The organism is Pseudomonas sp. 30_B (assembly GCF_017491605.1).
GTDB lineage: Bacteria > Pseudomonadota > Gammaproteobacteria > Pseudomonadales > Pseudomonadaceae > Pseudomonas.
The window spans coordinates 104,453-130,485 of sequence record NZ_JAFGYY010000014.1 but is presented as its reverse complement, the minus strand read 5'-3'; the positions used below and the strand labels follow the sequence as shown (position 1 = coordinate 130,485).

The following is a 26,033-nucleotide window of genomic DNA, read 5'->3' as shown; positions in this document are numbered from 1 at the left end:
GCGCGGGCCATTCCAGTGAGAGAAAAGAGAATGCAATCGGCAATGAAAACGCCCGTGGAACCCTGGTACAAGCACCTCTGGCCATGGATCATCATCGGCATGCTGGGCATCTCGGTGTTCCTCAGCCTGATGATGGTCAACATCGCAGTGAACAACCAGGACTCCCTGGTCAGCGACAACTACTACGAGGCCGGCAAGGGCATCAACCGCTCCCTGGACCGTGAGCACCTGGCGCAGCAGCTCAAGCTGCAGGCGAAGATCAGTTTCGACGAACTGACCGGCGAGATCGACCTGCGCCTCTCCGGCGACAGCCACCCGGACAAGCTCACCCTCAACCTGCTCTCCCCCACCCTGGAAGCCCAGGACAAGCACATCGAGCTGCTGCCCAGCCCGGCCCAGCCCGGCCGCTACACCGGCAGCCTCGACGCCGCCGTCAATGGCCGTCGCTTCATCGAACTGCTCGGCCAGGAAAACGGCCAGGCCTGGCGCCTGTTCGAAGAAGAGAAAGTCGCCCCCGGCGGTTCGTTCGTCCTTGGCGACGAGCCCCTCAGCGGAGACGAAGCTCAGCGCCCATGAGCGCCCCGCTGCCCTGCTACCACTGCGCCCTGCCGGTTCCCGCCGGCAGCCGTTTCACGGCGCAGGTCCTTGGTGAAACCCGCGAATTCTGCTGCCCGGGCTGCCAGGCCGTGGCCGAAGCCATCGTCGCCGGCGGCCTGGAAGGCTACTACCGCCACCGCACCGAAGCGGCGCCCAACCCCGACGTATTGCCCGAACAGCTCAGCGACGAGCTGAAACTGTTCGACCGCCCCGACGTGCAGCAACCCTTCGTCCGCCACGACGGCGAGCTGGCGGAAACCACCCTGATACTCGAAGGCATCAGCTGCGCCGCCTGCGGCTGGCTGATCGAGAAGCACCTCAAGGGCCTGCCGGCCATTGCCGAGGCCGGCCTCAACCTGTCCAACCACCGCCTGCACGTGCGCTGGTCCGACAGCCAGATGCCCCTGAGCGCGCTGCTCGCCGAACTGCGCAAGATCGGCTACGCCGCCCACCCCTACCAGCCCGACCGCGCCGCCGAGCAACTGCACGAAGAAAACCGCCGCTCCCTGCGCCAGCTGGGCGTCGCCGGCCTGCTGTGGTTCCAGGCGATGATGGCGACCATGGCCACCTGGCCGGAATTCAACATCGACCTCAGCCCCGAGCTTCACGAAATCCTGCGCTGGGTGGCGATGTTCCTCACCACGCCGATCGTCTTCTACTCCTGCCAGCCGTTCTTCCGCGGCGCCCTGCGCGACCTGCGCACCCGCCACCTGACCATGGACGTCTCGGTCTCCCTGGCCATCGGCGGCGCCTACCTGGCCGGCATCTGGACCGCCATCACCGGCAGCGGCGACCTGTATTTCGACGCCGTCGGCATGTTCGCCCTGTTCCTGCTCTCCGGCCGCTACCTGGAGCGCCGTGCTCGCGAGCGCACCGCTGCGGCCACCGCACAACTGGTCAACCTGCTGCCCGCCTCCTGCCTGCGCCTGGACGCGAGCGGCCAGAGCACCCGCGTGCTGCTCAGCGAGCTGAACGTCGGCGACCGCGTACTGGTGCAGCCCGGCGCGGTGATTCCCGCCGACGGCCAGATCCTCGATGGCCAGTCCAGCATCGACGAATCCCTGCTCACCGGCGAATACCTGCCGCAACCGCGCCAGACCGGCGACAACGTCACCGGCGGCACCCTGAACGTGGAAGGCCCGCTGACCGTACGGGTCGGCGCCCTCGGCAGCGACAGCCGGCTCTCCGCCATCGTCCGTCTGCTGGAACGCGCCCAGTCGGACAAGCCGCGCCTCGCCGAACTCGCCGACAAGGCCGCGCAGTGGTTCCTCGTCGCGCTGCTGGTGCTGGCCGCCGTAGTCGGCCTGTTCTGGTGGCAGCACGACGCCTCCCGCGCCTTCTGGGTGGTGCTGGCGATGCTGGTGGCGACCTGCCCCTGCGCCCTCTCCCTGGCCACGCCCACCGCGCTCACCGCCGCCACCGGCAGCCTGCACAGGCTCGGCCTGCTGGTGACTCGCGGCCACGTGCTGGAAGGCCTGAACCATATCGACACGGTGATCTTCGACAAGACCGGCACCCTCACCGAAGGCCGCCTGACCCTGCGCGCGGTACGCCCGCTGGGCGAGCTGGACAGCGACACCTGCCTGGCGCTGGCGGCGGCACTGGAAAACCGCTCGGAACATCCCATCGCCCGCGCCTTCGGCCGTGCGCCGCAGCCGGCCGAGGGCGTCGAAAGCCATCCCGGCCTGGGCCTGGAGGGTCGCGTCGGCGAACGCCGCCTGCGCATTGGCGAGCCGTCCTTCGTCTGCGCCCTGAGCCAAGGCGTGGCACCTGCGCACCCGCAGGAACCCGGCCAATGGCTGCTGCTCGGGGATGAGCGCGGCGCGCTGGCCTGGCTGGTGCTCGACGACCGCATCCGCGAAGACGCCGCGGCCCTCCTCGACGCCTGCCGCAGCCGTGGCTGGCGGACTCTGTTGCTCTCCGGCGACAGCTCGCCCATGGTCGGCCAGGTGGCTGCCGAGCTGGACATCGACGACTGCCGGGGCGGCCTGCGCCCGGACGACAAGCTGGAAGTCCTGCGCCAGCTGCACCAGGAAGGCCGTCGCGTGCTGATGCTGGGTGACGGCGTGAACGACGTGCCGGTGCTGGCGGCCGCCGACATCAGCGTCGCCATGGGCTCGGCCACCGACTTGGCCAAGACCAGCGCCGACGCCGTACTCCTGTCCAACCGCCTGGACAGCCTGGTGCAAGCCTTCAGCCTGGCACGGCGCACCCGCCGGGTGATCATCGAGAACCTGATCTGGGCAGGGTTGTACAATGGGCTCATGTTGCCCTTCGCCGCCCTTGGCTGGATCACGCCCGTGTGGGCCGCGGTGGGCATGTCGATCAGCTCGCTGACCGTGGTGCTCAACGCCCTGCGCCTGACCCGGCTGCCCAGGGCCGTCGACGCCTCCTCGGCGACCACCGCGCGCCCGGCCGTCCTGGAGACGAGCCCGGCGCTGCCACGGAGTTGAAATGCCCGCACTCTACGTCATGATCCCGATCGCCGTGCTGATCGTCGGCATCTGCATCTGCATCTTCTTCTGGGCGGTGAATAGCGGCCAGTACGACGACATGGACAGCCCGGCCCACAGCATCCTGTTCGACGACGAGGACCCCAAGCACCAGGCCGGCATCGACGAAGCCGAAGGCCAGGACGAGCACAAGGGCCAGAAGGACAAGCGCGATGCCTGAGCTGGCGCCCCTGCTGGCGTCGGCGCTGATCCTCGGCCTGCTCGGCGGTGGTCACTGCCTGGGCATGTGCGGCGGCCTGATGGGCGCGCTGACCCTGGCGATTCCGCCGGAGCAGCGGGCCCGACGCCTGCGCCTGCTGCTGGCCTACAACCTCGGACGTATCCTCAGCTACGCCTGCGCGGGCCTGCTCCTCGGTCTCGCCGGCTGGGCCATCGCCCGCACGCCGTTCGCCTCGGCCCTGCGCGTCGTTGCCGGGCTGCTGCTAATCGCCATGGGCCTGTACCTGGCAGGCTGGTGGAGCGGCCTGACCCGCATCGAAGCCCTGGGTCGCGGCCTGTGGAAGCACATCCAGCCCTTCGCCAGCCGCCTGCTGCCGGTCGCCACGGTTCCCCGTGCGCTGCTGCTGGGCGCCCTGTGGGGCTGGTTGCCCTGCGGCCTGGTCTACAGCACTCTGCTGTGGGCCACCAGCCAGGGCTCGGCGGTGGACAGCGCGCTGCTGATGCTCGCCTTCGGCCTGGGCACCTGGCCGGTGCTGCTGGCCACCGGGCTTGCCGCCGAGCGCATCACCGCCCTGCTGCGCAAACGCAGCGTGCGCATGGCCGGCGGCATCCTGGTCATCCTCTTCGGCCTCTGGACCCTGCCCGGTCCGCACCAGGCGTGGATCATGGGCCACGAGATGCACGCCAGCGCCAGCCATACCCACCACAAAGCCGCTTGATACAGGTCAACAGGCCCTTGTCGGACTCTCCCTAGACTGCGCGGGAAAAGCTCGCCAACCGGGGACCTCGGCATGCTCGACAATATTCGCTGGGACGCAGATCTGATACGCCGCTACGATCTGTCCGGCCCACGCTACACCTCCTATCCCACAGCCGTGCAGTTCCACGAAGGCGTCGGACCCTTCGACCTGCTGCATGCGCTGCGCGATAGCCAGAAGGCCCAGCGCCCGCTCTCGCTCTACGTGCACATCCCGTTCTGCGCGAACATCTGCTACTACTGCGCCTGCAACAAGGTCATCACCAAGGACCGCGGCCGCAGCGCGCCCTACCTCGCCCGGCTGATCCGCGAGATCGAGATCGTCAGCCGCCATCTGGGTCGCCAGCAACAGGTCGAGCAACTGCACTTTGGCGGCGGTACCCCGACCTTCCTCAGCTCCGGCCAGTTGCGCGAACTGATGAGCCAGTTGCGCACGCACTTCAACCTTCTCGACGACGACTCCGGCGACTACGGCATCGAGATCGATCCGCGCGAAGCCGACTGGTCGACCATGGGCCTGCTCCGCGAGCTGGGCTTCAACCGCATCAGCCTCGGCGTGCAGGACTTCAACCTGGAGGTGCAGCAGGCCGTGAATCGCCTGCAGAGCCTCGACGAAACCCGCGCCGTCATCGACGCCGCGCGCACCCTGCAATACCGTTCGATCAACATCGACCTGATCTACGGCCTGCCCAAGCAGAATCCCGACAGCTTCGCACGCACCGTCGAACAGGTCATCGCCCTGCAACCCAACCGGCTGTCGGTGTTCAACTACGCACACCTGCCGGAACGCTTCATGCCGCAACGGCGGATCAACGCCGACGACCTGCCCTCCCCCGGCCAGAAGCTGGAAATGCTCCAGCGCACCACCGAACAGCTGGAAGCCGCCGGCTACCGCTACATCGGCATGGACCACTTCGCCCTGCCGGACGACGAGCTTTCCATGGCCCAGGAAGACGGCACCCTGCAACGCAACTTCCAGGGCTACACCACCCACGGCCATTGCGACCTGGTCGGGCTCGGCGTCTCGGCGATCAGCCAGATCGGCGACCTCTACAGCCAGAACAGCAGCGACATCGCCGACTACCAGAGCTCGCTGGACCAGAGCCAGCTCGCCACCCGTCGCGGCCTGCACTGCAACAAGGACGACATCATCCGCCGCGCCGTGATCCAGCAACTGATCTGCCACTTCCAGCTGGACTTCGAGGAGATCGAAGAGCTCTACAACATCGATTTTCGTGGCTACTTCAACGAAATCTGGCCGGAGCTCGAACGCTTCGCTGCCGACGGCCTGATCAACCTCAATTCGCGTGGCATCGATGTCAGCGCCTCAGGTCGGCTACTGGTGCGCAGCCTCTGCATGTTGTTCGATCGCTACCTGCCGACGCAGAACCTGCAACGCTTCTCGCGGGTCATCTGACCCGCGGCAACGCGACAGACGGCAGAGGTCGACTGTCGCACCCATTGCAACAGGATATGTCCTTGGCCCTGATCTGAGGGAAGAGCCCTGAGACGGCCCTTTTCGAAGCATTTCGAACCCTCCCGCGCCCCGCGAGAACCCTCGTTTTCCCTACCGAAACCTGCGATTCAGACAGGCTGCCAACTGGCGCCCGATCCGCCGTCTGCGGTACCCTTGATTTTTGTGTGCCATCCCATTCAAGGAACACTCATGGCCGAAACCATCAAAGTGCGCGCCCTGCCCCAGGCGCACTGCAAGGATTGCAGCCTGGCTCCTCTCTGCCTGCCCCTGTCGCTCAACCACAGCGACATGGACGCCCTGGATGAAATCGTCAAACGCGGCCGGCCGCTGAAGAAAGGCGAATTCCTGTTCCGTCAGGGCGACGCTTTCGGCTCGGTCTTCGCGGTTCGCTCCGGCGCACTCAAGACCTTCAGCATCACCGACGGCGGTGAAGAGCAGATCACCGGCTTCCACCTGCCCAGCGAACTGGTCGGCCTGTCCGGCATGGACACCGAGAGCTATCCGGTATCGGCCCAGGCGCTGGAAACCACTTCGGTCTGCGAGATTCCCTTCGAACGCCTGGACGAGTTGTCCGAGCAACTGCCGCAGTTGCGCCGCCAGTTGCTGCGGGTGATGAGCCGCGAAATCCGCGACGACCAGCAGATGATGATGCTGCTGTCGAAGAAGACCGCCGACGAGCGCATCGCCACCTTCCTGGTGAACCTCTCCGCGCGTTTCCGCGCCCGTGGCTTCTCGGCCCAGCAGTTCCGCCTGGCCATGTCGCGCAACGAGATCGGCAACTACCTGGGCCTGGCGGTGGAAACCGTCTCCCGCGTGTTCACCCGCTTCCAGCAGAACGGCCTGATCGCCGCCGAAGGCAAGGAAGTGCACATCCTCGACTCCATCGAGCTGTGCGCACTGGCCGGGGGCCAACTGGAAAGCTGAACCGCTTGAAAGCTGACTGAATAGTTGACTTTCCGGTCATCGAAAACGGGCTCGCCGACTGGCGGGCCCGTTATACTTTGGCCTCTGCAAAAACCCGCATCAGGTGCACATCCAGCATGATCCTCAACCAACTCGACCTGAAGTCCGTGATCCGTGCCGTTCCCGACTTTCCCAAGCCTGGCGTCATGTTCCGCGACATCACCCCGCTGTTCCAGTCGCCGCGAGCCCTGCGCTTCGTCGCCGACAGTTTCATCCAGCGCTATGTCGAGGCCGAGTTCACCCACATCGGCGCCATGGACGCGCGCGGCTTCCTGATCGGTTCGATCATCGCCTACGAACTGAACAAGCCCCTGGTGCTGTTCCGCAAGCGCGGCAAGCTGCCGGCCGACGTGCTCTCCCAGGCCTACGAGACCGAGTACGGCGAAGCCCTGCTGGAAGTTCACGCCGACAGCCTGTGCGAAGGTGACAGTGTGCTGATCTTCGATGACCTGATCGCCACCGGCGGCACCCTGCTGGCCGCCGCACAACTGGTGCGCCGCATGGGCGCCAGCGTGTTCGAAGCCGCCGCGATCATCGATCTGCCGGAGCTGGGCGGTTCGGCCAAGCTCAACGACGCGCAGATCCCCACCTACAGCCTGACTGCCTTCGCCCTCGACGAGCAGTAACAGACCGCTGTCGGTAACAAACGGGCGCCCAGGCGCCCGTTTTCGTTTCCGTCTCCTCAATAGACGCCCCATCCAATGGCTGGTCATGGCCGGTTTGGCCTGATTCGACCCAGCCATGGCCGCATATGACCTGGCGATTGTCAGACAAGACTCCGAACATGACATCAGCTAATGACACATTCCGAGGTGGCATAGCGAACTAACGACAGGGCTTGCCCGAGTCGCGGCACCTGCCAAGCGCGCGCTCCAGCATCCCAAGCCCGCACAACAACAAGGAGTTAGTCATGAACGCCAGCACCACGCCGATCCGCGCCAATTTCCCGGTCCGCCGCATGGACTTCAGCTTCAGCGAAACGCCGAAGTACTGGTGGGACAGGCAACCTTTCATGACCCACTTCATGAATAACCTGTCTTCGCTGTTCCCCTACGGCGAGAAGTTCTTCGTCGACAGCGTGCGCGCCGTGCGCGAGCGCATCCAGGACCCGCAGCTGCAGAAGGACGTCAGCGCCTTCATCGGCCAGGAGGCCATGCACTCCAAGGAACACGCAGCCTACAACGAGTACGCCGACGAACACGGGATCGACCTGGAAACCCTGGAGCTGCGCATCAAGGTGCTGCTGGAGAGCATCAGCAAGGTCACCACCAGGAAGCACCAGCTGGCGATCACCTGCGCCCTGGAACACTTCACCGCGACCATGGCCGAGCAGTTGCTCAAGCGCGAAGACCTGAGCAGCCAGATGAAGTCGGACAAGATGTACAAGCTGTGGATGTGGCACGCCGTCGAGGAGAACGAGCACAAGGCGGTAGCCTACGACGTCTATCAGCAGGTCTACGGCGGCTACTTCACCCGCACCGCGGTGATGCTGCTGACCACCGTGATCTTCCTCAGCGTCATCGCCGGCTTCCAGATCAACCTGCTGCGCCGCGACGGCCAGCTGTTCAACTGGCGCAGCTGGAAACATGGCCTGGGCGTGCTGCTGCACCCACGCCGCGGCTACTTCGTCAACCTGATCCGCCCGTGGCTGGACTACTTCCGCCCCGGATTCCACCCCTTCGACCATGACACCAAGGCGCTGGAAACCCGCTGGAAGAACCAGCTGGACTTCGCGGGCTGATCCCTAGTGTGCAAATGAAAACGCCAGGCAATGCCTGGCGTTTTACATTCAGCCCGATGCACCCAAGGCTATCTCTGCGTAGGAGCGGACTCCGTCCGCGATGTCGTCCGGCGCGATGCGAACCTATCGCGGACAGAGTCCGCTCCTACGAATGCCGGCTAGCCCTCAGCGCGACGCGGCAGATCGTCTTTCGTGTCGAACCAGGTCAGCCGCGACGAACACCACACATGGCACTGCGGCTCGATCAGCCCCGGGTCATCCAGCGTCACGTAATTGATCCCCACCGTATCGCCGTCGCGCACGCGAAACTCCATCGGCGTACCGCACTTCACGCAGAAGCGCCGCTCGCCCTCCTCGCTCGAGCGCCACATTCCTAGCTCGCCGGACAGATACTGGAACCCCGACAGCGGAATCACCGCCCAGGGCACCGCCGGCGCAGCGTTGGATTTCTGGCAGATGCGACAGTGGCAATAACCGGTCTCCGTAGGCTCGGCATCCACCCGGTAGCGCACTGCGCCGCAGGCGCAGCCGCCCAACAGGGGCAAGGGCAACATGGCGATCTCCCGATACGGCAAAAGAGACTCAGAGCCTAGCCAGCATCCCGAAGGTCTGCAGCACCGCGACACCGGTAAAGAGCAACAGGATCTGTCGCCCGGCCAGGGCACAGACTTCCCCGCGCTGCTCAGGCGGCCGTTCCAGGTAGTCCAGCGATTGCTGGAACAACTGCCGGCTGATCGACCGCGACAACTGCTTCAACTCGCCCTCGTCGACATCCGGCAGCAGATGGAACTGGCGGATGTCCTCGGCCATGTCCTCGCCGAACTCGTCCATCACCCGCGCCAGCGCCGCGCGCAGCACCGGCGAAGGGCCGTGCAGTTCACGCACCCCGATGACGAAGGCCTCCGGGTGACTCTCGACGAAGTCGAAGAACAGCCGCACGGTTTCCCGCGTCACCCGCAGGCCGCGCTCCAGGTCCAGGCCGAACGGCACGCTGGCGGCGCCCTGCCCCGGCTGCGCGCGCTCGGCGGCTTCCCGGCGCAGGTCACGCAGCGGCTGACGCAACTGGCTGGAGATGTCGCGGATGATCGCCAGGCCCAGGTCGTCCACATCGTCGAAGTGCCGGTAGAAGGTGTTCGGGTTCAGCCCCGCTTCCCGCGCCAGCTCCCGCAGCCCCAGGCTGCTCAGGCTGCGTCGGCTCGATGCCAGGCGCAGCGCCGCATCGATCAGCGCCCGTTTGCCCGCGGCTTCCGCCGGGCGTTCTTCCTGTCCGATTTCCATGAGTCTGGCGCCCGGCCCCACCGAAGGTTGGTTGTTCGCAAAGTATACAGGTGTCTACATTCACACCACGTAGACAGTTGTATACGCCAGCAATAATCATAACAGGAGCTTGGCAATGGGTACCCAACCAAAGACTGCCCCGAGACACTGCAAGGTCGCCATCATCGGCACCGGGTTTTCCGGGCTGGGCATGGCGATCCGCCTGAAGCAGGAAGGCGAGAACGACTTCCTGCTGTTCGAAAAGGACGCCGGCGTCGGCGGCACCTGGCGGGTCAACAATTACCCGGGCTGCGCCTGCGACGTGCAATCCCACGTCTACTCCTTCTCCTTCGAGCCGAACCCGGACTGGACGCGCATGTTCGCCCGCCAGCCGGAAATCCGCGCGTATCTGGAAAACTGCTGGAAGAAGTACCGCCTGGAAGACAAGACGCTGCTCAACACCGAGATGGCGCGTTTCGAGTGGAACGACAGTCAGCAGCTCTGGCACCTGTTCGACGCCGCCGGCAACCACTACACCGCCAAGGCCGTGGTCTCCGGTATGGGCGCCCTGTCGATCCCGTCGATCCCGGCGCTCAAGGGCCTGGAGAACTTCCAGGGCAAGGCCTTCCACTCCCAGCAGTGGGACCACGACTATGACCTCAAGGGCAAGCGCGTCGCAGTAATCGGTACTGGCGCCTCGGCCATCCAGTTCGTCCCGGAAATCCAGCCGCTGGTGGCCAAGCTCGACCTCTACCAGCGCACCGCGCCGTGGATCCTGCCCAAGCCGGACCGCGCCATCAGCGAGAAGGAACGCGCGCGCTTCCGCCACTTCCCGGCGGTGCAGAAACTCTGGCGCGGCGCGCTCTACAGCCTGCTCGAAGGCCGCGTGCTGGGCTTCACCTTCGCGCCCTGGGCGATGAAGCTGGTAGGCAAGCTGGCCGAACGCTTCATCCGCCAGCAGATCAAGGACCCGGACCTGCGCCGCAAGCTGACCCCGGACTACACCATCGGCTGCAAGCGCGTGCTGATGTCGCACAACTATTACCCGGCACTGGCAGCGTCCAATTCCTCGGTGATCACCGACGGCATCCGCGAGATCAAGGCCGGCAGCATCGTCACCAGCGACGGTCGCGAGCGCCCCGTGGACGCCATCATCTTCGGCACCGGCTTCACCGCCAATGACCCGATCCCGCGCGGCGTGGTGTTCGGCAAGAACGGCGTGGACCTGCTCGACACCTGGAAGAACGGCCCGGAAGCCTACAAGGGCACCATGACCCGCGGCTTCCCCAACCTGTTCTTCCTCATGGGCCCGAACACCGGCCTGGGCCACAACTCCATGGTCTACATGATCGAATCGCAGATCGCCTATGTGCTGGGCGCCATCAAGCTGATGGATCGCCGCGAACTGCAGAGCGTCGAAGTGAAGGAAGACGTGCAGGAGCGCTGGAACGAGAAGCTGCAGCGCGGCCTGAACCACAGCGTGTGGAACACCGGCGGCTGCAAGAGCTGGTACCTGCACCCGGTGAGCGGACGCAACTGCACCCTGTGGCCGGGCTTCACCTGGCGCTTCCGCGCCCTGACCCGGCAGTTCGACCCGTCCGCCTACCATCTGAAAGCCAAGCCCCTGAGCAGCCCCGTCGTCCAACCGCAACGCCACGCCGAGGAGGTGCCGGCATGAAGAACTTCGAGAACAAAGTCGCCGCCATCACCGGCGCGGGCTCCGGCATCGGTCGCGCCCTGGCCGTGGAACTGGCCTCCCGTGGCTGCCACCTGGCCCTGGCGGACGTGAATGCCACCGGCCTGGAAGAAACCCGCCAGTTGCTCACGTCCAGCGGCGTGCGCGTGTCCATCGACACGGTGAACGTCGCTGACCGCGAGCAGGTGCACGCCTGGGCCGACAAGGCCGCCCGCGAGCACGGCAAGGTCAACCTGATGTTCAACAACGCCGGCGTCGCCCATGCCGGCACCGTGGAAGCCAGCGACTACGAGGAGTACGAGTGGATCACCAACATCAACTTCTGGGGCGTGGTCTACGGCACCAAGGCCTTCCTGCCGCACCTGAAGGCCTCCGGTGACGGCCACATCGTCAACGTCTCCAGCGTGTTCGGCCTGTTCTCCCAGCCGGGCATGAGCGCCTACAACGCCACCAAGTTCGCCGTGCGCGGCTTCACCGAGTCGCTGCGCCAGGAACTGGACATGGAGCGCGTCGGCGTCTCCGCCAGCTGCGTGCACCCCGGCGGGATCAAGACCAATATCGCCAAGACCGCGCGGATGAACGACAGCATGATCAAGGTCACCGGGCAGAACGCGGAAGCTGCGCGCAGCCAGTTCAACGACCAGCTGCTGCGCACCACGCCGCAGAAGGCTGCGCAGGTGATCATCCGCGGCGTGGAGCGCGATTCGCGGCGCATCCTGATCGGCCCGGACGCCCATGCCATCGACCTGATGCTGCGTTTGCTGCCGGTCTGGTACCAGAAGGTGGTCACCGGCAGCATGAAACTGGCCAAGCGCTTCGCTCCCAAGCCCAAGCGCAAGCACGGCGCTGAAGGGTACGAGGCCAAGTAAGAACCTGTTGACGATCTCGCGAGCTAGAGCAGAACAAGGTGCAACGACCAACGGGAGTAACAGCCGAAGGCTGGCCCGAAGGGTGAGCGCCAGCGAATCAAACAGGCGAGGACGCGGAGTTTACGAGCTGTAAATGAGCAGTCCGAGCCTGTTTTTAACGCAGTTATGCCGACGCGCAGCAGATCGTAAACAGGTTCGAAGAGTCCCTTTTCCCCTCTCGGGCCGGCGCCCACCCATTACCCCCGGGTGGGCGCCGTTTTTTGTTTCAGCGGCGCACCAGCACCACCTCCAGATACTCGCTGGGCACCACCAGCGACGACGGACCGGCACGGTTGCTCGCCTCCAGCAACTGGGTCAGGTCGCGCTCCAACCCTTTCGCCTCGGCATCCGGCAGGCTGGCAAAGGCCTTGTGCAGCGGGCCATACCAATCGCGGAAGACCTCGATGAAATGCGCCGCCGAGCGATAGCGGAAGTTGAAGATCTGCCGCGAGGCACGCAGCTCACTGATCGAATCACCGAACAGCTCGCGCAGATGCTCCTCCCGCCCCCAGGCCGACGGCGGACGCACACCGGCGGCCGGCGGCACGTAGCCCGAAAGTACCTTGAACAACTGGCCGATGAAGCCTTCCGGGGTCCAGTTGGCCAGGCCGATGCGCCCGCCGGAGCGGCAGACCCGCGCCAGCTCGGCAGCCGCCTTCGGCTGGTCCGGGGTGAACATCACGCCGAAGGTCGAGACGACGGCATCGAAGCTGCCCGCCTCGAAGGGCAAGGCTTCCGCATCGGCCTCGCGGAACTCCACGTCCAGGTGCTCGGCGCGGGCACGCTCGGCGCCCAGTTCCAGCAGACGCGGCACATAGTCGGTGGACATGACCCGGCAACCGCGCCGGGCCGCCGCCAGGGTCGCATTGCCGTTGCCGGCGGCGACATCCAGCACCCGCTCGTCGCAGAGCAGGTCGCAGGCTTCGGTCAGGCGCTCGCCGACGATCTGCAAGGTGGTACCGATCACGGCGTAGTCGCCGCTGGCCCAGGTGGCCATCTGGCGTTGTTTCAGGGCATTGAGGTCTACGGCGGTGCTCATCTGTGCATCTCCAGGCAGTGCAGGCGCGCTCATTCGGCGGTGGTCGGGTCGATGATGTTGACGACCTGCGATATCCGGTTGGCCGGGAATCCGCCCAGGCTCGCATGCTCACGCACGGTGGCCTCGTCGGGCGCGATGTACACGCAGTAGATGCGGTCGTCGACCACGTAGCTGTGCAGCCACTGGATCTGTGGGCCGAGCTGGTTCAGGACTTTGCAGGACTTCTGCGCGATGGCTTTGAAATCGCGCTCGGACAGGGCGCCGGCGCCAGGAATTTCGCGCTCGATAACGAACTTGGGCATGACATTCTCCGGTGGGTGGGAAACGTCGGGGACCACAACCTCCCGCACCTTCATACTGCGCCGGGGTCCGGTTGCCGTCCTGCTCCAGCGTCGGCCTTCCCTGCCCGATCGTCCGGCGGCCCGTCACGGCTTCGCTTTCACGCCCAGACTTCGGAGAAGCCCCGGCCCCGAGGAGCACCCCATGAGCTCGGACACCCTCCTTGACGCCCAGCAGCGTCTCGAACGTCTGGTGCGCCAGCGCCCGGCTGTCGCCCGGATCAGGGACGTCCCTGCCACCGCCCTCTGGGAAGGCGGGGGCAGGACCTGCGTGCTGCATCCGGACGGCAACATGGTGTACACCGACCTGCCCCGGGAACTGGGCGGCAATGGCGCGCAGGTCAGCCCCGGCTGGCTGCTGCGGGCAGCCCTGGCGTCCTGCGCCGTCACACGTATCGCCATGCTCGCCGCCGAACGCGGGATGCAACCTGAGCGGCTGGAGGCGGACGTCACCAGCGAAACCGACCTGCATGGCCTGCTCGGCCTCTGCCGTGAAGACGGCCAACGAGTGCCCCCCGGGCCACTGGCAATCCACTTGCGACTGCGCATCCGCGTGCCCAACGTCGAGGACCGGGCCGTGCGCGATCTCGTCGAACAGGCCATGGGCGTGTCTCCCGTGCTGGGCGCGATGACGGAAGCGGTGGTAGTACGCCTGGACATCGACAGCGGAGCCGCTTGATGGACGCGCTGTCGGAAACCCTGCGGGTGGTACGCCTGATCGGCGCCATCTTCATCAATGCCCGCTTCACCGCGCCCTGGTGCTACCAATCACCGCGCGCCGATTCGGTGATCGAGCTGCTGGAGCCCGGCGCCGAGCAGTTGGTGATTTTCCACCTGATCACCGAAGGCGAATGCTTTGTCGAGATGGGCAAGGCCGAACCGGTGAGACTGGTGGCGGGCGATGCGGTGCTGTTCCCCCAGGGGCATGCGCACCGCATGACCTCGCAGCCCGGCGTGCCACCCGCCACAGGCGCGCAGTTGGAAGCGGTGCTCGCACGGCGTCCCCGGCAACTGGCCTACGGTGGCGGCGGCGCGACGACCCGCCTGGTGTGCGGCTACCTGGCCTGCGACGCCCGCCTGGCGCGGCTGCTCCTGGCGGGCCTGCCGGCCCTGGTGAAGGTCAACGTGCGCGGGTCCGACGCGGGCGCCTGGCTGGAGTCCTCGGTTCAGTACGCCCTGGCCGAGGCGCGCTCGCCCAGGCCCGGCGGGGCTGGCGTGCTGGCCAAGCTGGCGGAGGTACTGTTCATCGAAGTGCTGCGCCTGTACATGGCGCAGCAGGGTGAAGAGCGCACCGGCTGGCTGGCCGGACTGCACGACCGCATCGTCGGCTCCGCCCTCGGCGAGCTGCACAAGTCACCTGCCCACGCCTGGAGCCTGGAAGAGCTGGCCCGCTGCGCCGGTACCTCACGCTCGGTGCTGGCCGAGCGCTTCCAGTGCCTGGTCGGTTGCCCGCCGATGCAGTACCTGACCCAGTGGCGGATGCTTCTGGCGGCCAACCTGCTGCGCGGCAGCAACGCTCCGCTGGCGCGCATCGCCGAGGATGTCGGCTACCAGACGGATACTGCCTTCAGCCGCGCCTTTCGCCGTGAATATGGCTGCCCGCCAGCGGCATGGCGACGCAACCAGAGCGCCGGCGCCCGCGTGTAGTAGCGCACCATGCGCGCGATCGCGGGCATGGCCCGCTCCTACAACCCCATCTGCTTGGCGATGATCTCGTTCATGATCTCCCGCGTGCCGCCGCCGATGGAGAGGATTCGGTTGTCGCGATACAGCCGTTCCACCAGGCTCTCGCGCATGTAGCCCATGCCACCCAGCAGCTGCACCGCATCGTAGGTCACCCGGTCGGCGACATCCGTGGCGAAGTTCTTGGCCATGGAGATTTCCTTGATCACGCTCTTGCCGGCGGCCATCTTCGCCGCCTGGCGATAGGTGAACTCGCGGGAGACCTCCACCTGCGTGGCCATCTCCGCCAGCCGGTGCTTGAGCACCTGGAACTTGCCGATGGGCTTGCCGAATGCCTCGCGCTCGCGGCACCAGGCCAGTGCCTCCTCCAGCGCCAGCTGCGCGGTCATGTTGGCCATGATCGCCAGCGCCAGGCGCTCGCTCTGGAAGTTCGCCATGATGCAGGCGAAACCCATGTTCTCGGCGCCGATCAGGTTCTCCACCGGCACCTTGCAGTCGTCGAAGAACAGCTCGGCGGTGTCGGACGCCCACCAGCCCATCTTCTTCAACTTGCGGCTGACGGTGAAGCCCGGCGTGCCCTTCTCCACCAGCAGCAGGCTGACGCCGCCGAAACCATCGCCGCCGGTGCGCACGGCCACGGTGTAGTAGTCGGCGCGCACGCCGCTGGTGATGAAGGTCTTGCTGCCGCTCACGCGGTAATGGTCGCCATCGCGCACGGCGCGGGTCCTCAGGCTGGCCACGTCGGAACCGCCGGACGGCTCGGTGACCGCCAGCGCCATGATCTTCTCGCCGGCCAGTACCTGCGGCGCGATGCGCTCGCGCAACTCCGGACGGCCCCACTTGATCAGCGGCGGCAGGCCGATGTCCAGCGAGCCCAGCCCGGCGACCAGGCCGCCGGAGCCCGAGCGCATCAGCTCTTCGCTGGCCGCCACCTTGGCGAACAGGTCGCCTTCGTGGCTGCCGCCCAGCGCCTCGGGGTAGCCGATGCCGAGAATGCCGGCCTCGCCCGCCTTGCGGTACAGCTCGCGGGGAAACTCCTCGGCTTCCTCCCAGTCGGCGACGTGGGGCAGGATTTCCCGCTCGACAAAGCGCCTTACGCTATCGCGGACCAGGCGGTGGCTGTCATTGAAGTACTCGGACATGGCAAGGCTCCAGACGATTTGCCTGAAAACTTACCGAGCGCTTGCTTGGTTTACAAGGCGAGACACCCGCCATCGGCTAGGACAGATGCGCCGCCCCGAACCGTTCCCGATAGGCCGAGGGCGCCACACCCGCCGCATTACGGAAGGCATTGCGGAAGCTTTCCACGGTGCCGAAGCCGCACTGTTCGGCGATCCGCTCGACACTGTCGCCGCTGCTCTCCAGCAGTTCGCGGGCGCGCAGCATGCGCTCGTGCTGCAGCCAGGCCTTGGGCGTCATGCCGGTCGCCTCGCTGAAACGGCGCAGGAAGGTGCGCTCGCTCATGGCCACGCGGCTCGCCAGCTCACCGACGGAGATCGACCGGTCCAATCGTTGCCGGGCCCAGTCCAGCAGCCCCGCCAGGTCATGCCGGGGCGCCTGTGCGACCGGTGCGGGAATGAATTGCGCCTGGCCGCCACCACGCTGCGGCGACATCACCAGGCGCCGCGCCACGGTATTGGCAACCTGCGTACCGAAGTCCCGCGCCACCAGGTGCAGGCAGGCGTCGATACCCGCTGCGCTGCCGGCGGAGGTGATCAGTTGCCCGGCGTCCACGTAGAGCACCTGGGCATCGACTTCGATGGCGGGAAAGCGCGTCGCCAATTCCTCGGCGTAGCGCCAGTGGGTGGTCGCCCGCCGGCCGTCGAGCAACCCGCTGGCGGCCAGGACGAAGACACCGGAGCAGATCGACAGCAGCCGCGCGCCTTCGTCGCGAGCCTTGCACAGCGCCCGCACCAGTTCGGCGGACGGCGCCTCGGCACGGTCGCGCCAGCCGGGCACGATGATGGTGCCGGCCTTGTCGAGCGCCTCCAGCCCGCCATCGACCAGAACCTGAATGCCGCCCATGGCACGCATCGGCCCGGCATCGACAGCAACGACGCGATGGCGATACCAGGGGAAATCGAACTCGGGGCGCGGCAGTCCGAAGATCTCCACGGCGATACCGAATTCGAAGGTACACAGGCCGTCGTAGGCGAGCACGGCCACTTCCAGGGGATTGCGCAGCATTTGGCGGAAAACTTCCGATCACTGTCCAGGCCGCCACTGTAGCCGACTCGGATGGCGACATACAGTGCCCCCAACTTCCACAGGAGCCCTGCCATGCCCAGCCTCGTCAGCCAGTTCCCCGCCGCCCTGCCCGCCGACGCCCTCGCCCACTTCAGCCATCGGCTGGCCTTCGAGACCGATTGCTCGGACGTCAACCACGCCCTGCAGAACGGCGAGCAGGATTTCGTCCTGCTCGACGTGCGCAACGCCGCCGCCTTTGCCCGTGGACACGTACCCGGAGCGCTGAACCTGCCGAGCCGCGAGATCGATGCACGGCGCATGGCGCAGTACCCGCCGGGCACCCTGTTCGTCGTCTACTGCGCCGGGCCGCATTGCAACGGCGTGCACCGCGCCGCCGCGAAGCTCGCCGCGCTGGGCTTGCCGGTGAAGGAGATGATCGGCGGGGTGACCGGCTGGCTCGACGAAGGACTGACGCTGGTCGGTGCCGAGGGCGATGAGCAGTGCAGCCAGGCAGAAGGCATCTCGTGCGCCTGCTGACCATTCGCGAAGCACGGCCGGACGATGTCCCGGCCGTGCTGGAGCTGATGCGCGCACTGGCGGAGTTCGAAGGCTATCTCGATGACTTCGCGGTGGACGCCGACGCCCTGCTCAACCGCGCCTTCGGCGCGGCAGCGCAATGCCAGGTGTTCGTCGCCCAGACCGAGTCACTCTGCGGTTACGCCGTCATCCAGAGCCTTCCCTTCACCTTCGACCTGCGCCCGAGCGTTCGACTCAAGGAGCTGTATGTCGTCCAGGGACAGCGCAGCAACGGCGTAGGCGAACAGCTGCTGCGGCGCGTAGCGCACTGGGCGCTGGAGCAAGGCGCGGGCCGCCTGCTGTGGGACGTGCTGGCCGGCAATGACGCGGCAGAGCGCTTCTATTCGCGCCTGGGCGGCCGGCGTGAAAGCAAATGGATTGCCTATGGGATGGATGACCGGGCGCTGTTGCGCCTTGCCGGCCGTTAGCCGCTGATGGGCCGGCGCCCCGCCAGGGCGTGGGCCAGGGTGCCGCCGTCCACCAGCTCCAGCTCGCCGCCCAGCGGTACGCCGTGGGCGATGCGCGACAGCACCAGGTCGCCGCCACCGAGCAGCTGGGCGATGTAGTGGGCGGTCGCCTCGCCTTCCACCGTGGGGTTGGTGGCGAGGATGATCTCGCTGAAGTTGCCGGCCTTGATCCGCGCTTCCAGCTCGGGAATGCCGATGGCCTCCGGGCCGAGCCCATCCAGCGGCGACAGGTGCCCCTTGAGCACGAAATAACGGCCGCGATAGCCGGTCTGCTCGACGGCGAACACGTCCAGCGGACCTTCAACCACGCACAGCAGGCTGTCGTCACGGCGCGGATCGGAACACTGCGGGCAGAACTCGTCCTCGGACAGCGTGCGGCACTGTTTGCAGTGGCCAACGCCTTCCATCGCCTGGGTCAGCGCCTGGGCCAGGCGCAGGCCGCCGCTGCGGTCACGCTCCAGCAGCTGCAGCGCCATGCGCTGGGCACTCTTCTGCCCCACTCCGGGCAGGGTGCGCAGGGCGTCGATCAGTTGGCGGATCAGCGGGCTGAAGCTCATGGGACGGTCTCAGGATATTTTTCGAGGGTTGGAACGACTGTAGGAGCGAGCGGGCTCGCGAACCCAAAAACAGGGAGAGAAGAAATCGGGCAACGGGCCGCTCAGGCCCAAGCAGGGCAAGGCGCCGTCGGGTGAGGAACCGGAGTGTGCTGTAGCACATGAGGATTCCGAACCCGACGGCAACGCCGCCATGCGCCAGGCATGGGCGGCCCGAACGAACTCAGAAAGGCATCTTGAAGCCGGGCGGGAGCTGCATGCCGGCGGTCATGCCGGACATCTTCTCCTGGTTGTTCTGCTCGATCTTGCGCACGGCGTCGTTCACCGCAGCGGCGATCAGGTCTTCGAGGATTTCCTTGTCTTCCTGCATCAGGCTGTCATCCAGGGAGACGCGCTTGACGTCGTGGCGACCGGTCATCACCACGCTCACCAGGCCGGCGCCGGATTGACCGGTCACTTCGGCGTTGGCCAGCTCTTCCTGCATCTTCTGCATCTTTTCCTGCATCTGCTGGGCCTGCTTCATCAAGCCGGCCATGCCACCTTTCATCATGTCGAGTTCCTCGATTCGTTCAGTCGTAGGCGCAGGCTGTCACGCCTTTGCTTCCAGGGGTTCGATAGTACCGTCGCGGACGACCGCGGCGAACTGTTGTTTCATCTGCAGCACATAGGGGTCGGCGGCGATGGACGCCTCGGCCTGGCGCTGGCGCTCGGCACGCTTGCGTGCGGCGGCCTGGGCCGGGGTTTCCTGCTCGGGCTTCTGCACGGTCACCTGCAGGGCCAGGGTACGGCCATGGAACTGGTTCAGCGCATCGTTCAGGCGCCGCTGCTGGTTGGGGTTGAACAGCGCGCTCTGCCCCGGGTCCAGGTGCAGGTGCCAGCGGTCGCCGTCCACCTCCACCAGGGTGCAGTTGGCGCCGATGCTGGCGGTCAGGCCGGCCAGGCCCAGGCGCGGGAACAGCTCCAGCCACTCGGCGGCCAGCCCGGTCGCGGGCATGGCGGCGGGCTCGGGTTCCGGCTCGGCGGCTTCCTGCTGCGCTTCGTTCTCCAGGTAGCCGTAGGACTCCATGTCGACTTCGTAGTAGTCCTCGGCGGGCGGCGGTTCTTCGTCCCGGTCGTCGTCCTCGGCCGGGGCTTCGGGCACGACCGCAGCCGCTGCTGCGGCTTGTACCGGAGCAGGCGCTGCAACTACGGGGGCAAGCGCAGGTGCAGCAGGCTCGACTGGCGCGGGGGCGGCGGCGACCGGCGCAGCAGGTTCGTCCCACGGCAGGTCGACCGGCGCTTCGGCAACCGGCGGCAGCACTTCGACGGCCGGAGCGGCAGGCTCTGCCGTGGCGACCACTTCCGGCTGCGGCTCGACCGGAGCCGGGGCCGCTTCGACCACCGGCGCGGGAGCAGTAACAGGCGCTGCCTCCACGACCGGAGCCGGAGCCGGAGCCGGAGCCGGAGCCGCCTGAGACTGGGGCGCAGCAACAGCCGGCGCAACCTCAGCGGCCGGCGCTACAGGAGCGACCGGCGCAGGTACTACGGGCGGCGGAGCAATGGATGCAACCGGCGCCGCAACGGCGGCGCCGGCCACTGGGTTCGGGTTGGAATCAGCCGTGGCCTTGCTGATCCCCAGCTCCTTTAGTGGCGACCTGGGCGCGCCCTCGGCATCGGCCGGGCGGAAAGCCAGCATCCGCAGCAGCACCATCTCGAAGCCGCCACGGGGGTCGGGCGCCAGCGGCAGGTCGCGGCGGCCGATCAGGCCCATCTGGTAGTAGAACTGCACGTCCTCGGCGGGCAACGCCTGAGCCAGCGCCAACACGCGATCGCGGTCGCCCTGGCCGTTGTCCACCGCCTCGGGAAGCGCCTGGGCGATGGCCACGCGGTGCAGCACATTGAGCATTTCAGCCAGCACGCCGCCCCAGTCGGGGCCCTGCTCGGCCAGGTGGCGCACGGCTTCGAGCAGCGCACGGGCGTCGCCTTCCAACAGCGCATGGAGCACGCCGTAGACCTGGCCATGATCCAGGGTACCAAGCATGGCGCGCACGTCGGCGGCCAGTACCTTGCCCTCACCGAAGGCAATGGCCTGGTCGGTGAGGCTCATGGCATCACGCATGGAGCCGTCGGCGGCACGGCCGAGCAGCCACAGGGCGTCTTCCTCGAAGGGCACGTTCTCGGCGCCCAGGACGTGGGTCAGGTGCTCCACCACCCGCTCCGGCGGCATGTTCTTCAGGGAGAACTGCAGGCAGCGCGAGAGGATGGTGACCGGCAGCTTCTGCGGGTCGGTGGTGGCCAGCAGGAATTTCACGTGGGGCGGCGGCTCTTCCAGGGTCTTCAACAGGGCGTTGAAGCTGTGGCTGGAGAGCATGTGCACTTCGTCGATCAGGTAGACCTTGTAGCGACCGCGGGTCGGCGAGTACTGCACGTTGTCGAGCAGCTCGCGGGTGTCCTCGACCTTGGTGCGGCTGGCGGCGTCGACTTCGATCAGGTCGACGAAACGGCCTTCATCGATCTCGCGACACACCGAGCACTGCCCGCACGGCGTCGAGCTGACACCTGTCTCGCAGTTCAGGCACTTGGCCAGGATGCGCGCAATAGTGGTCTTGCCCACGCCACGGGTACCGGTGAACAGGTAGGCGTGGTGCAGGCGCTGGTTGTCCAGCGCGTTGATCAGGGCCTTGAGCACATGGGTCTGGCCGACCATTTCGCGGAACGAACGCGGACGCCATTTGCGGGCAAGAACCTGATAACTCATTGATATCCATCGCGACAGGTGAGCAGAAGTGGGCTAATCCTAGCGAAGCGGACCGTAAATTGCACCCGATGTCGGCTCTGGCCGTTGGTACATCTTGGCAAGGCCCGATCCGTACAGGCATTGTGTCGCCACTACGCCGCCATCGGAGCCTTGATGCGCCTGCTCGCCATCGTCCTGCTGTTCAGCTCTGCCGTCACCCTCGCCGAGGATCGCCCCCTGCGCTTCTCGGTGGTCGACAGCTGGGCAATGCCCCTGGCCCGAATCGAAGACGGCAGGCTGACCGGCGGTATTCTCTACGAACTGTTCACCGAAACCGCCCGCCAGGCGCATCGCGAGCCGGTCTTCCATCTCCTGCCGCGCGCTCGCGTGGAACAGGCCCTGCTCAGCCACCAGATCGACGTGCGTTGCTATGTCGCGCCGGCCTGGACCGAACACGAATTCCACGATTACCGCTGGAGCGTGCCACTGATGACGCAGCGCGACCTGCTGGTCAGCCGCGACGGCCTCAAGGGCGACCTGCAGAGCCTTTCCGGCCAGGCCATCGGCACTGTGCTCGGCTATCACTACCCGCGCCTGCAGCCGGTGCTGGACAGCGACCGGGCAACCCGCGACGAAGCGCGCAACCAGGAACTGGTGCTGAAAAAGCTGCAGATTGGCCGCTATCAGTACGCCATCAGCAGCGAAATCGCCCTGGACTGGTTCAACCGGGCGCTCCCCCAGAACCAGCGCCTGACGATTGCCAGCATCATCGAGGAAACCCCGCTGTCCTGCCTGGTGCTGGACAGCCCGGACGCCCCCGCCGACGAGGTTCTCTCGGCCCTCGCGGCGCTGAAGGCTTCTGGAGAGATCGAGCGAATCCTCAGCCACTATCGTTGAAGTGACGGCCGCTGAGGCGCTGGACACTGGCGGGATGCAGCCTGAAGGAAGGGGCCGGAGCTCGAAGCCGGAACGACGGAGCGACTTTCCTGTCCCTGAAATGGAGGCGGCCCCGCCAGCCACACCCCGGCACACGATGTTCCCGCTGTGGCTGCTTCCTTCCGGACCTGACCAGGTTAACGGGTAATCATTGCGGGGGGACCGACAGGGCCACCATTGCAAATCTCGCCAGTTCGGCGAGCCGCGCCATTGTAGCGGCTTGTTCGCAAGTTACAAGCACTTCAAGCACTTAGCTACGAACTTCGGCCGCCGGACTATTGCGCCTGGATCAGCCCTTCGGGCCGAGGCTGGGTGGAGACTTCCAGGTTCGGCCCGATGAACAGGTCCATCTTGCTGTAGCCCGGACGGGTGCTGAAGGTGGAATAGCGCTCCGCGCCCTGGTGGAACTGGAAGGCCACGCGGTATTCGCCCGAGCGCCACAGCCGCAGCGGGAATACCCGTGCCTCGCCAGGCTTGATCTCGCCAGCGAGCGTTTCCTCGCCATTTTCCTTGAAGCTGTAGCTCATCGACGGCCCGCCCTGCCCTTCGTAATGCAGGACGATCTGCGGACGCTCGGTCCAGGCCACGTAGCCCCCGAACATCAGCACCAGCGCCGCCACGCCGAGCAGGCGCTGCTTTCTAGCCTTGTCCATCTCGCTCTCCGTAAACGGACGGCCCGCCCCACCCTGTCTCGCAACGCACAGGACGGAGCGGGCCTGCCGATCAGTTCAGGCTGTCGACCAGGGCCTTGGCCGGCACCAGGCGAACCGACTTCTTCGCGGCGATCTGGATGGTCTTGCCGGTCTGCGGGTTGCGGCCGGTGCGGGCGGCGCGCTCGCTGACCTTGAGCTTGCCGATACCCGGCAGGGTCAGCTCACCGTCGTTCTCCAGGGAATCCTGGGCGATCTGCGCCAGTTGCTCGAACACGCCGCGCACGGCGGCCTGGGTCAGGTCGAGGGATTCGGCGATGTCGCGAACCAGTTGGTCCTTGGTCATGGGCATGGAGTAGCTCCTTGATGCATTGATCGTGATTCTTTGATCGGAAGAAAGGCGTGTCAGGCGCCGATGCCGTGCTCGGCCAGCAGCTTGACCAGCTGCTCTTCGTCCATCACGGCGACGCCAAGTTCCTGGGCCTTGGCCAACTTTGAACCCGCCCCCGGTCCGGCCACGACGCAATGGGTCTTGGCCGAGACAGAGCCGGCCACCTTGGCGCCCAGGCTTTCGAGTTTTTCCTTGGCGACGTCGCGGCTCATGGCCTCCAGGGTGCCGGTCAGCACCCAGGTCTGGCCCGCCAGCGGCAGGCCTTCGACCACCTTGCGCTCGCTGCGCCAGTGCATGCCGAACTCCAGCAGCTGCGCTTCGACTGCCTTGGCACGTTCGACGCGCGCGGCGTCGGCGAAGTATTCGCGCACCGACTGCTTGGCTTTCTCGTTCACCCCCTTCAGGGTGCTGAGGTCCAGCCAGTCCTGGCTGAGGCTGATCAGCGCGTCGAGGCTGCCGGTCTTGTCGGCCAGTTTCTCGGCGCCGGTGGCAGCGATGAAGGGGATGTTCAGTTTGTCGATGAACCCGGCCAGGGTCGCGCAGGCGGCGAACTCGGCGGAAACCTCGCCCTCCTCCTGCAACTGGACGCCGTGCTGCGGATCGAGCAGCTCGTCGATGACACTGCGGTTGTGCTCGTCATCGAAGAAGTTGTGGATCTCATAGGCCACTTCCGCGCCCACGTCCGGCAGGTAGGTCAGCACTTCCGGCAGCGCCTTCTGGATACGCGCCAGCGAACCCAGTGAGCGCGCCAGCAGCTTGGCGGTCTCCTCGCCCACGTCGGGGATGCCCAGGGCGAAGACGAAGCGCGCCAGGCTCGGCGTGCGACTCTCGGCAATGGAGCCCAGCAGGTTGCGCGTGGAAACCTCGGCGAAACCTTCCAGCTCGATGACCTGTTCATAGGTCAGGGTGTAGAGGTCGGCGGGCGACTTCACCAGCCCCTTGTCCACCAGTTGCTCGACGATCTTGTCGCCGAGGCCGTCGATATCCATGGCGCGGCGCGAGACGAAGTGGATGATCGCCTGCTTGAGCTGCGCCTGGCAGAACAGCCGGCCGACGCAACGATAGATGGCGCCTTCGCTGACCGACTCCTTGCCCTTGCTGCGCTTGACCAGCTGGGTGCGCTCGACCTGCGAACCACACACCGGGCACTGGGTGGGGATTTCCACCGGGCGCGCATCCGCCGGACGCCGCTCGGTGACCACCTGCATGACCTGCGGGATCACGTCGCCGGCGCGGCGGATGATCACCGTATCGCCGATCATCAGGCCCAGGCGGGCCACCTCGTCCATGTTGTGCAGGGTGGCGTTGGACACGGTCACGCCAGCCACCTGTACCGGCTTCAGGCGCGCGACGGGAGTCACGGCGCCGGTGCGGCCGACCTGGAATTCCACATCGAGCAGTTCGGTCAGCTCTTCACGCGCCGGGAACTTGTGGGCAATGGCCCAACGCGGTTCGCGGGCGCGGAAGCCCAGTTCGCGCTGGAAGTCGATACGGTTGACCTTGAACACCACGCCATCGATCTCGTAGGCGAGGCTGTCGCGGCGGGCGCCGATGTCTTCGTAATAGGCGCGGCAGCCCTCGACGCCCTTGGCCATCTTCAGCTCGCGACTGATCGGGATACCCCAGCCCTTGAGAGCCTCGAGGATGCCGACCTGGGTGCCGAGCAGCGTGCCGCCCTCGACGCGACCGAAACCGTAGCAGCAGAACTCCAGCGGGCGACTCGCGGTGATCTTCGAATCCAGTTGGCGCAGGCTGCCCGCCGCAGCGTTGCGTGGGTTGGCGAAGGTCTTGCCGCCGGCTTCCATCTGCCGCTGGTTGAGCGCCTCGAAACCGGCCTTGGACATGAACACCTCGCCGCGCACCTCCAGCACCGCCGGCCAGCCCTCGCCTTTCAGGCGCAGCGGCACGTTGCGGATGGTACGGACGTTGACGCTGATGTCTTCGCCGGTGGTGCCATCGCCACGGGTGGCGCCACGGGTGAGCAGGCCGTTCTCGTACAGCAGGCTGACAGCCAGGCCGTCGAGCTTCGGCTCGCAGCTGTATTCCACCTCGGCGCCGCCGCCGAACAGGTCGGCGGACGGCAGCTGGTCCGCCAGGCCCTCGCGCACGCGGCGATCGAAGTCGTTCAGGTCCTGCTCTTCGAAGGCGTTGCCCAGGCTCAGCATCGGCACTTCATGGCGCACCTCGCCGAAGGCCGAGGCCGCCGCGCCGCCGACGCGCTGGGTGGGCGACTCGGGCGTGATCAGCTCGGGATGTTCGGTCTCCAGCGCCTTCAGCTCGAGGAACAGGCGGTCGTACTCGGCGTCCGGCACGCTCGGCTCGTCGAGCACGTAGTAGCGGTAGTTGTGGTCGTCGAGCTCGCTGCGCAGCTGGGCGATGCGTTCGGCAGCGGTCTGGGAGTCGGTCATGCGGGAATCTCGGGCGGCTT

At 66.4% G+C, this 26,033-nt stretch carries 27 protein-coding genes and 1 other RNA gene; 15 read left to right on the top strand and 13 right to left on the bottom strand.

Annotated elements, in window-relative coordinates; genetic code table 11:
• The first annotated feature begins 30 nt into the window (after nt 1-30).
• From J5M67_RS17030 to J5M67_RS16995, 8 genes are all read left to right on the top strand, one after another.
• Nucleotides 31-576, top strand: coding sequence for a FixH family protein (locus J5M67_RS17030; RefSeq protein WP_207886514.1), 546 nt, complete (start codon nt 31-33; stop codon nt 574-576).
• Nucleotides 573-3,050: a heavy metal translocating P-type ATPase gene (locus J5M67_RS17025; RefSeq protein WP_207886513.1), complete on the top strand. Its 2,478-nt coding sequence runs from the start codon at nt 573-575 to the stop codon at nt 3,048-3,050. The genes J5M67_RS17030 and J5M67_RS17025 overlap by 4 nt, the downstream gene beginning before the upstream one ends.
• A gap of 1 nt (nt 3,051) precedes the next feature.
• Nucleotides 3,052-3,270, top strand: a complete 219-nt coding sequence (gene ccoS, locus J5M67_RS17020; RefSeq protein ID WP_207886512.1) for a cbb3-type cytochrome oxidase assembly protein CcoS — start codon at nt 3,052-3,054, stop codon at nt 3,268-3,270.
• Nucleotides 3,263-3,988, top strand: coding sequence for a sulfite exporter TauE/SafE family protein (locus J5M67_RS17015; protein ID WP_207886511.1), 726 nt, complete (start codon nt 3,263-3,265; stop codon nt 3,986-3,988). The genes ccoS and J5M67_RS17015 overlap by 8 nt, the downstream gene beginning before the upstream one ends.
• A 72-nt stretch (nt 3,989-4,060) precedes the next feature.
• Nucleotides 4,061-5,443: an oxygen-independent coproporphyrinogen III oxidase gene (gene hemN / locus J5M67_RS17010; RefSeq protein ID WP_207886510.1), complete on the top strand. Its 1,383-nt coding sequence runs from the start codon at nt 4,061-4,063 to the stop codon at nt 5,441-5,443.
• Nucleotides 5,444-5,692: 249 nt separating this feature from the next.
• A complete protein-coding gene (gene anr, locus J5M67_RS17005) occupies nt 5,693-6,427 on the top strand; it encodes a transcriptional regulator Anr (protein WP_024763934.1) in 735 nt (244 codons plus the stop codon).
• A 116-nt stretch (nt 6,428-6,543) separates the two neighbouring features.
• Nucleotides 6,544-7,092, top strand: coding sequence for an adenine phosphoribosyltransferase (locus J5M67_RS17000; RefSeq protein WP_207886509.1), 549 nt, complete (start codon nt 6,544-6,546; stop codon nt 7,090-7,092).
• Nucleotides 7,093-7,376: 284 nt separating this feature from the next.
• Nucleotides 7,377-8,207 (top strand): metal-dependent hydrolase, encoded by an 831-nt coding sequence (locus J5M67_RS16995; protein ID WP_207886508.1) that lies wholly within the window; start codon nt 7,377-7,379, stop codon nt 8,205-8,207.
• A gap of 158 nt (nt 8,208-8,365) precedes the next feature.
• Here the strand turns inward: J5M67_RS16995 and J5M67_RS16990 are convergent, their stop codons facing one another.
• Nucleotides 8,366-8,761: a GFA family protein gene (locus J5M67_RS16990; RefSeq protein WP_207886507.1), complete on the bottom strand. Its 396-nt coding sequence runs from the start codon at nt 8,759-8,761 to the stop codon at nt 8,366-8,368.
• Between the two features lie 28 nt (nt 8,762-8,789).
• Nucleotides 8,790-9,485, bottom strand: coding sequence for a TetR family transcriptional regulator (locus J5M67_RS16985; protein ID WP_207886506.1), 696 nt, complete (start codon nt 9,483-9,485; stop codon nt 8,790-8,792).
• A 115-nt stretch (nt 9,486-9,600) separates the two neighbouring features.
• Here J5M67_RS16985 and J5M67_RS16980 point away from each other — a divergent pair, with 115 nt between their 5' ends.
• Entirely contained in the window at nt 9,601-11,142 is a 1,542-nt protein-coding gene (locus J5M67_RS16980; protein WP_207886505.1) for an NAD(P)/FAD-dependent oxidoreductase, read from the top strand.
• The gene (locus J5M67_RS16975) at nt 11,139-12,029 is read left to right on the top strand and encodes an SDR family oxidoreductase (protein WP_207886504.1); all 891 of its coding nucleotides are present in this window, start codon (nt 11,139-11,141) and stop codon (nt 12,027-12,029) included. Before J5M67_RS16980 ends, J5M67_RS16975 begins: the two co-directional genes overlap by 4 nt.
• Nucleotides 12,030-12,294: 265 nt before the next feature.
• On the opposite strand, the gene J5M67_RS16970 is transcribed toward J5M67_RS16975, so the two are convergent.
• Both J5M67_RS16970 and J5M67_RS16965 read right to left on the bottom strand, forming a co-directional pair.
• A complete protein-coding gene (locus J5M67_RS16970; protein ID WP_207886503.1) occupies nt 12,295-13,107 on the bottom strand; it encodes a class I SAM-dependent methyltransferase in 813 nt (270 codons plus the stop codon).
• A 29-nt stretch (nt 13,108-13,136) separates the two neighbouring features.
• Nucleotides 13,137-13,409 (bottom strand): DUF4242 domain-containing protein, encoded by a 273-nt coding sequence (locus tag J5M67_RS16965; RefSeq protein WP_207886502.1) that lies wholly within the window; start codon nt 13,407-13,409, stop codon nt 13,137-13,139.
• A 181-nt stretch (nt 13,410-13,590) separates the two neighbouring features.
• On the opposite strand from J5M67_RS16965, the gene J5M67_RS16960 reads away from it, so the two are divergent.
• Both J5M67_RS16960 and J5M67_RS16955 read left to right on the top strand, forming a co-directional pair.
• Entirely contained in the window at nt 13,591-14,124 is a 534-nt protein-coding gene (locus J5M67_RS16960) for an OsmC family protein (protein ID WP_207886501.1), read from the top strand.
• A complete protein-coding gene (locus tag J5M67_RS16955; RefSeq protein ID WP_207886500.1) occupies nt 14,124-15,092 on the top strand; it encodes an AraC family transcriptional regulator in 969 nt (322 codons plus the stop codon). The genes J5M67_RS16960 and J5M67_RS16955 overlap by 1 nt, the downstream gene beginning before the upstream one ends.
• Nucleotides 15,093-15,130: 38 nt before the next feature.
• Here J5M67_RS16955 and J5M67_RS16950 read toward each other — a convergent pair whose 3' ends face one another.
• Complete coding sequence (locus J5M67_RS16950; RefSeq protein ID WP_207886499.1) at nt 15,131-16,270, bottom strand: acyl-CoA dehydrogenase family protein; 1,140 nt, start codon at nt 16,268-16,270, stop codon at nt 15,131-15,133.
• A 76-nt stretch (nt 16,271-16,346) separates the two neighbouring features.
• The gene (gene ftrA / locus J5M67_RS16945; protein WP_207886498.1) at nt 16,347-17,315 is read right to left on the bottom strand and encodes a transcriptional regulator FtrA; all 969 of its coding nucleotides are present in this window, start codon (nt 17,313-17,315) and stop codon (nt 16,347-16,349) included.
• A gap of 93 nt (nt 17,316-17,408) precedes the next feature.
• Between ftrA and J5M67_RS16940 the strand changes: the two genes are divergently transcribed.
• Nucleotides 17,409-17,852: a rhodanese-like domain-containing protein gene (locus tag J5M67_RS16940; protein ID WP_207886497.1), complete on the top strand. Its 444-nt coding sequence runs from the start codon at nt 17,409-17,411 to the stop codon at nt 17,850-17,852.
• The gene (locus J5M67_RS16935; RefSeq protein ID WP_207886496.1) at nt 17,840-18,319 is read left to right on the top strand and encodes a GNAT family N-acetyltransferase; all 480 of its coding nucleotides are present in this window, start codon (nt 17,840-17,842) and stop codon (nt 18,317-18,319) included. Before J5M67_RS16940 ends, J5M67_RS16935 begins: the two co-directional genes overlap by 13 nt.
• On the opposite strand, the gene recR is transcribed toward J5M67_RS16935, so the two are convergent.
• The 3 genes from recR to dnaX form a co-directional block, all read right to left on the bottom strand.
• Complete coding sequence (gene recR, locus J5M67_RS16930) at nt 18,316-18,915, bottom strand: recombination mediator RecR (protein WP_015477774.1); 600 nt, start codon at nt 18,913-18,915, stop codon at nt 18,316-18,318. The two genes, J5M67_RS16935 and recR, sit on opposite strands and share 4 nt — an antisense overlap.
• 220 nt (nt 18,916-19,135) lie before the next feature.
• Nucleotides 19,136-19,462 (bottom strand): YbaB/EbfC family nucleoid-associated protein, encoded by a 327-nt coding sequence (locus J5M67_RS16925; RefSeq protein ID WP_017516839.1) that lies wholly within the window; start codon nt 19,460-19,462, stop codon nt 19,136-19,138.
• A 39-nt stretch (nt 19,463-19,501) separates the two neighbouring features.
• Nucleotides 19,502-21,649, bottom strand: a complete 2,148-nt coding sequence (gene dnaX, locus J5M67_RS16920) for a DNA polymerase III subunit gamma/tau (protein ID WP_207886495.1) — start codon at nt 21,647-21,649, stop codon at nt 19,502-19,504.
• A gap of 153 nt (nt 21,650-21,802) precedes the next feature.
• Here dnaX and J5M67_RS16915 point away from each other — a divergent pair, with 153 nt between their 5' ends.
• Nucleotides 21,803-22,525, top strand: coding sequence for an ABC transporter substrate-binding protein (locus J5M67_RS16915; RefSeq protein ID WP_207886494.1), 723 nt, complete (start codon nt 21,803-21,805; stop codon nt 22,523-22,525).
• Between the two features lie 110 nt (nt 22,526-22,635).
• On the opposite strand, the gene ffs is transcribed toward J5M67_RS16915, so the two are convergent.
• The 4 genes from ffs to ligA all read right to left on the bottom strand — a co-directional run bounded on the left by ffs (nt 22,636) and on the right by ligA (nt 26,013).
• Nucleotides 22,636-22,732, bottom strand: an RNA gene (gene ffs / locus J5M67_RS16910) — signal recognition particle sRNA small type.
• A gap of 107 nt (nt 22,733-22,839) precedes the next feature.
• On the bottom strand, nt 22,840-23,217 hold the full coding sequence (locus J5M67_RS16905) for a hypothetical protein (protein WP_207886493.1): 378 nt from the start codon (nt 23,215-23,217) through the stop codon (nt 22,840-22,842).
• A gap of 70 nt (nt 23,218-23,287) precedes the next feature.
• Nucleotides 23,288-23,590, bottom strand: a complete 303-nt coding sequence (locus J5M67_RS16900; protein ID WP_368735937.1) for an HU family DNA-binding protein — start codon at nt 23,588-23,590, stop codon at nt 23,288-23,290.
• A gap of 29 nt (nt 23,591-23,619) precedes the next feature.
• A complete protein-coding gene (gene ligA, locus J5M67_RS16895; RefSeq protein WP_207886491.1) occupies nt 23,620-26,013 on the bottom strand; it encodes an NAD-dependent DNA ligase LigA in 2,394 nt (797 codons plus the stop codon).
• Nucleotides 26,014-26,033 lie beyond the last annotated feature (20 nt).

What these genes read in the sequence shown, in the direction of transcription:
- J5M67_RS17030 (WP_207886514.1), top strand. Translation starts at nt 31, where the DNA reads ATGCAATCGGCAATGAAAACGCCCGTGGAACCCTGGTACAAGCACCTC.
- J5M67_RS17025 (WP_207886513.1), top strand. Translation starts at nt 573, where the DNA reads ATGAGCGCCCCGCTGCCCTGCTACCACTGCGCCCTGCCGGTTCCCGCC.
- ccoS (WP_207886512.1), top strand. Translation starts at nt 3,052, where the DNA reads ATGCCCGCACTCTACGTCATGATCCCGATCGCCGTGCTGATCGTCGGC.
- J5M67_RS17015 (WP_207886511.1), top strand. Translation starts at nt 3,263, where the DNA reads ATGCCTGAGCTGGCGCCCCTGCTGGCGTCGGCGCTGATCCTCGGCCTG.
- hemN (WP_207886510.1), top strand. Translation starts at nt 4,061, where the DNA reads ATGCTCGACAATATTCGCTGGGACGCAGATCTGATACGCCGCTACGAT.
- anr (WP_024763934.1), top strand. Translation starts at nt 5,693, where the DNA reads ATGGCCGAAACCATCAAAGTGCGCGCCCTGCCCCAGGCGCACTGCAAG.
- J5M67_RS17000 (WP_207886509.1), top strand. Translation starts at nt 6,544, where the DNA reads ATGATCCTCAACCAACTCGACCTGAAGTCCGTGATCCGTGCCGTTCCC.
- J5M67_RS16995 (WP_207886508.1), top strand. Translation starts at nt 7,377, where the DNA reads ATGAACGCCAGCACCACGCCGATCCGCGCCAATTTCCCGGTCCGCCGC.
- J5M67_RS16990 (WP_207886507.1), bottom strand. Translation starts at nt 8,761, where the DNA reads ATGTTGCCCTTGCCCCTGTTGGGCGGCTGCGCCTGCGGCGCAGTGCGC.
- J5M67_RS16985 (WP_207886506.1), bottom strand. Translation starts at nt 9,485, where the DNA reads ATGGAAATCGGACAGGAAGAACGCCCGGCGGAAGCCGCGGGCAAACGG.
- J5M67_RS16980 (WP_207886505.1), top strand. Translation starts at nt 9,601, where the DNA reads ATGGGTACCCAACCAAAGACTGCCCCGAGACACTGCAAGGTCGCCATC.
- J5M67_RS16975 (WP_207886504.1), top strand. Translation starts at nt 11,139, where the DNA reads ATGAAGAACTTCGAGAACAAAGTCGCCGCCATCACCGGCGCGGGCTCC.
- J5M67_RS16970 (WP_207886503.1), bottom strand. Translation starts at nt 13,107, where the DNA reads ATGAGCACCGCCGTAGACCTCAATGCCCTGAAACAACGCCAGATGGCC.
- J5M67_RS16965 (WP_207886502.1), bottom strand. Translation starts at nt 13,409, where the DNA reads ATGCCCAAGTTCGTTATCGAGCGCGAAATTCCTGGCGCCGGCGCCCTG.
- J5M67_RS16960 (WP_207886501.1), top strand. Translation starts at nt 13,591, where the DNA reads ATGAGCTCGGACACCCTCCTTGACGCCCAGCAGCGTCTCGAACGTCTG.
- J5M67_RS16955 (WP_207886500.1), top strand. Translation starts at nt 14,124, where the DNA reads ATGGACGCGCTGTCGGAAACCCTGCGGGTGGTACGCCTGATCGGCGCC.
- J5M67_RS16950 (WP_207886499.1), bottom strand. Translation starts at nt 16,270, where the DNA reads ATGTCCGAGTACTTCAATGACAGCCACCGCCTGGTCCGCGATAGCGTA.
- ftrA (WP_207886498.1), bottom strand. Translation starts at nt 17,315, where the DNA reads ATGCTGCGCAATCCCCTGGAAGTGGCCGTGCTCGCCTACGACGGCCTG.
- J5M67_RS16940 (WP_207886497.1), top strand. Translation starts at nt 17,409, where the DNA reads ATGCCCAGCCTCGTCAGCCAGTTCCCCGCCGCCCTGCCCGCCGACGCC.
- recR (WP_015477774.1), bottom strand. Translation starts at nt 18,915, where the DNA reads ATGAGCTTCAGCCCGCTGATCCGCCAACTGATCGACGCCCTGCGCACC.
- J5M67_RS16925 (WP_017516839.1), bottom strand. Translation starts at nt 19,462, where the DNA reads ATGATGAAAGGTGGCATGGCCGGCTTGATGAAGCAGGCCCAGCAGATG.
- dnaX (WP_207886495.1), bottom strand. Translation starts at nt 21,649, where the DNA reads ATGAGTTATCAGGTTCTTGCCCGCAAATGGCGTCCGCGTTCGTTCCGC.
- J5M67_RS16915 (WP_207886494.1), top strand. Translation starts at nt 21,803, where the DNA reads ATGCGCCTGCTCGCCATCGTCCTGCTGTTCAGCTCTGCCGTCACCCTC.
- J5M67_RS16905 (WP_207886493.1), bottom strand. Translation starts at nt 23,217, where the DNA reads ATGGACAAGGCTAGAAAGCAGCGCCTGCTCGGCGTGGCGGCGCTGGTG.
- ligA (WP_207886491.1), bottom strand. Translation starts at nt 26,013, where the DNA reads ATGACCGACTCCCAGACCGCTGCCGAACGCATCGCCCAGCTGCGCAGC.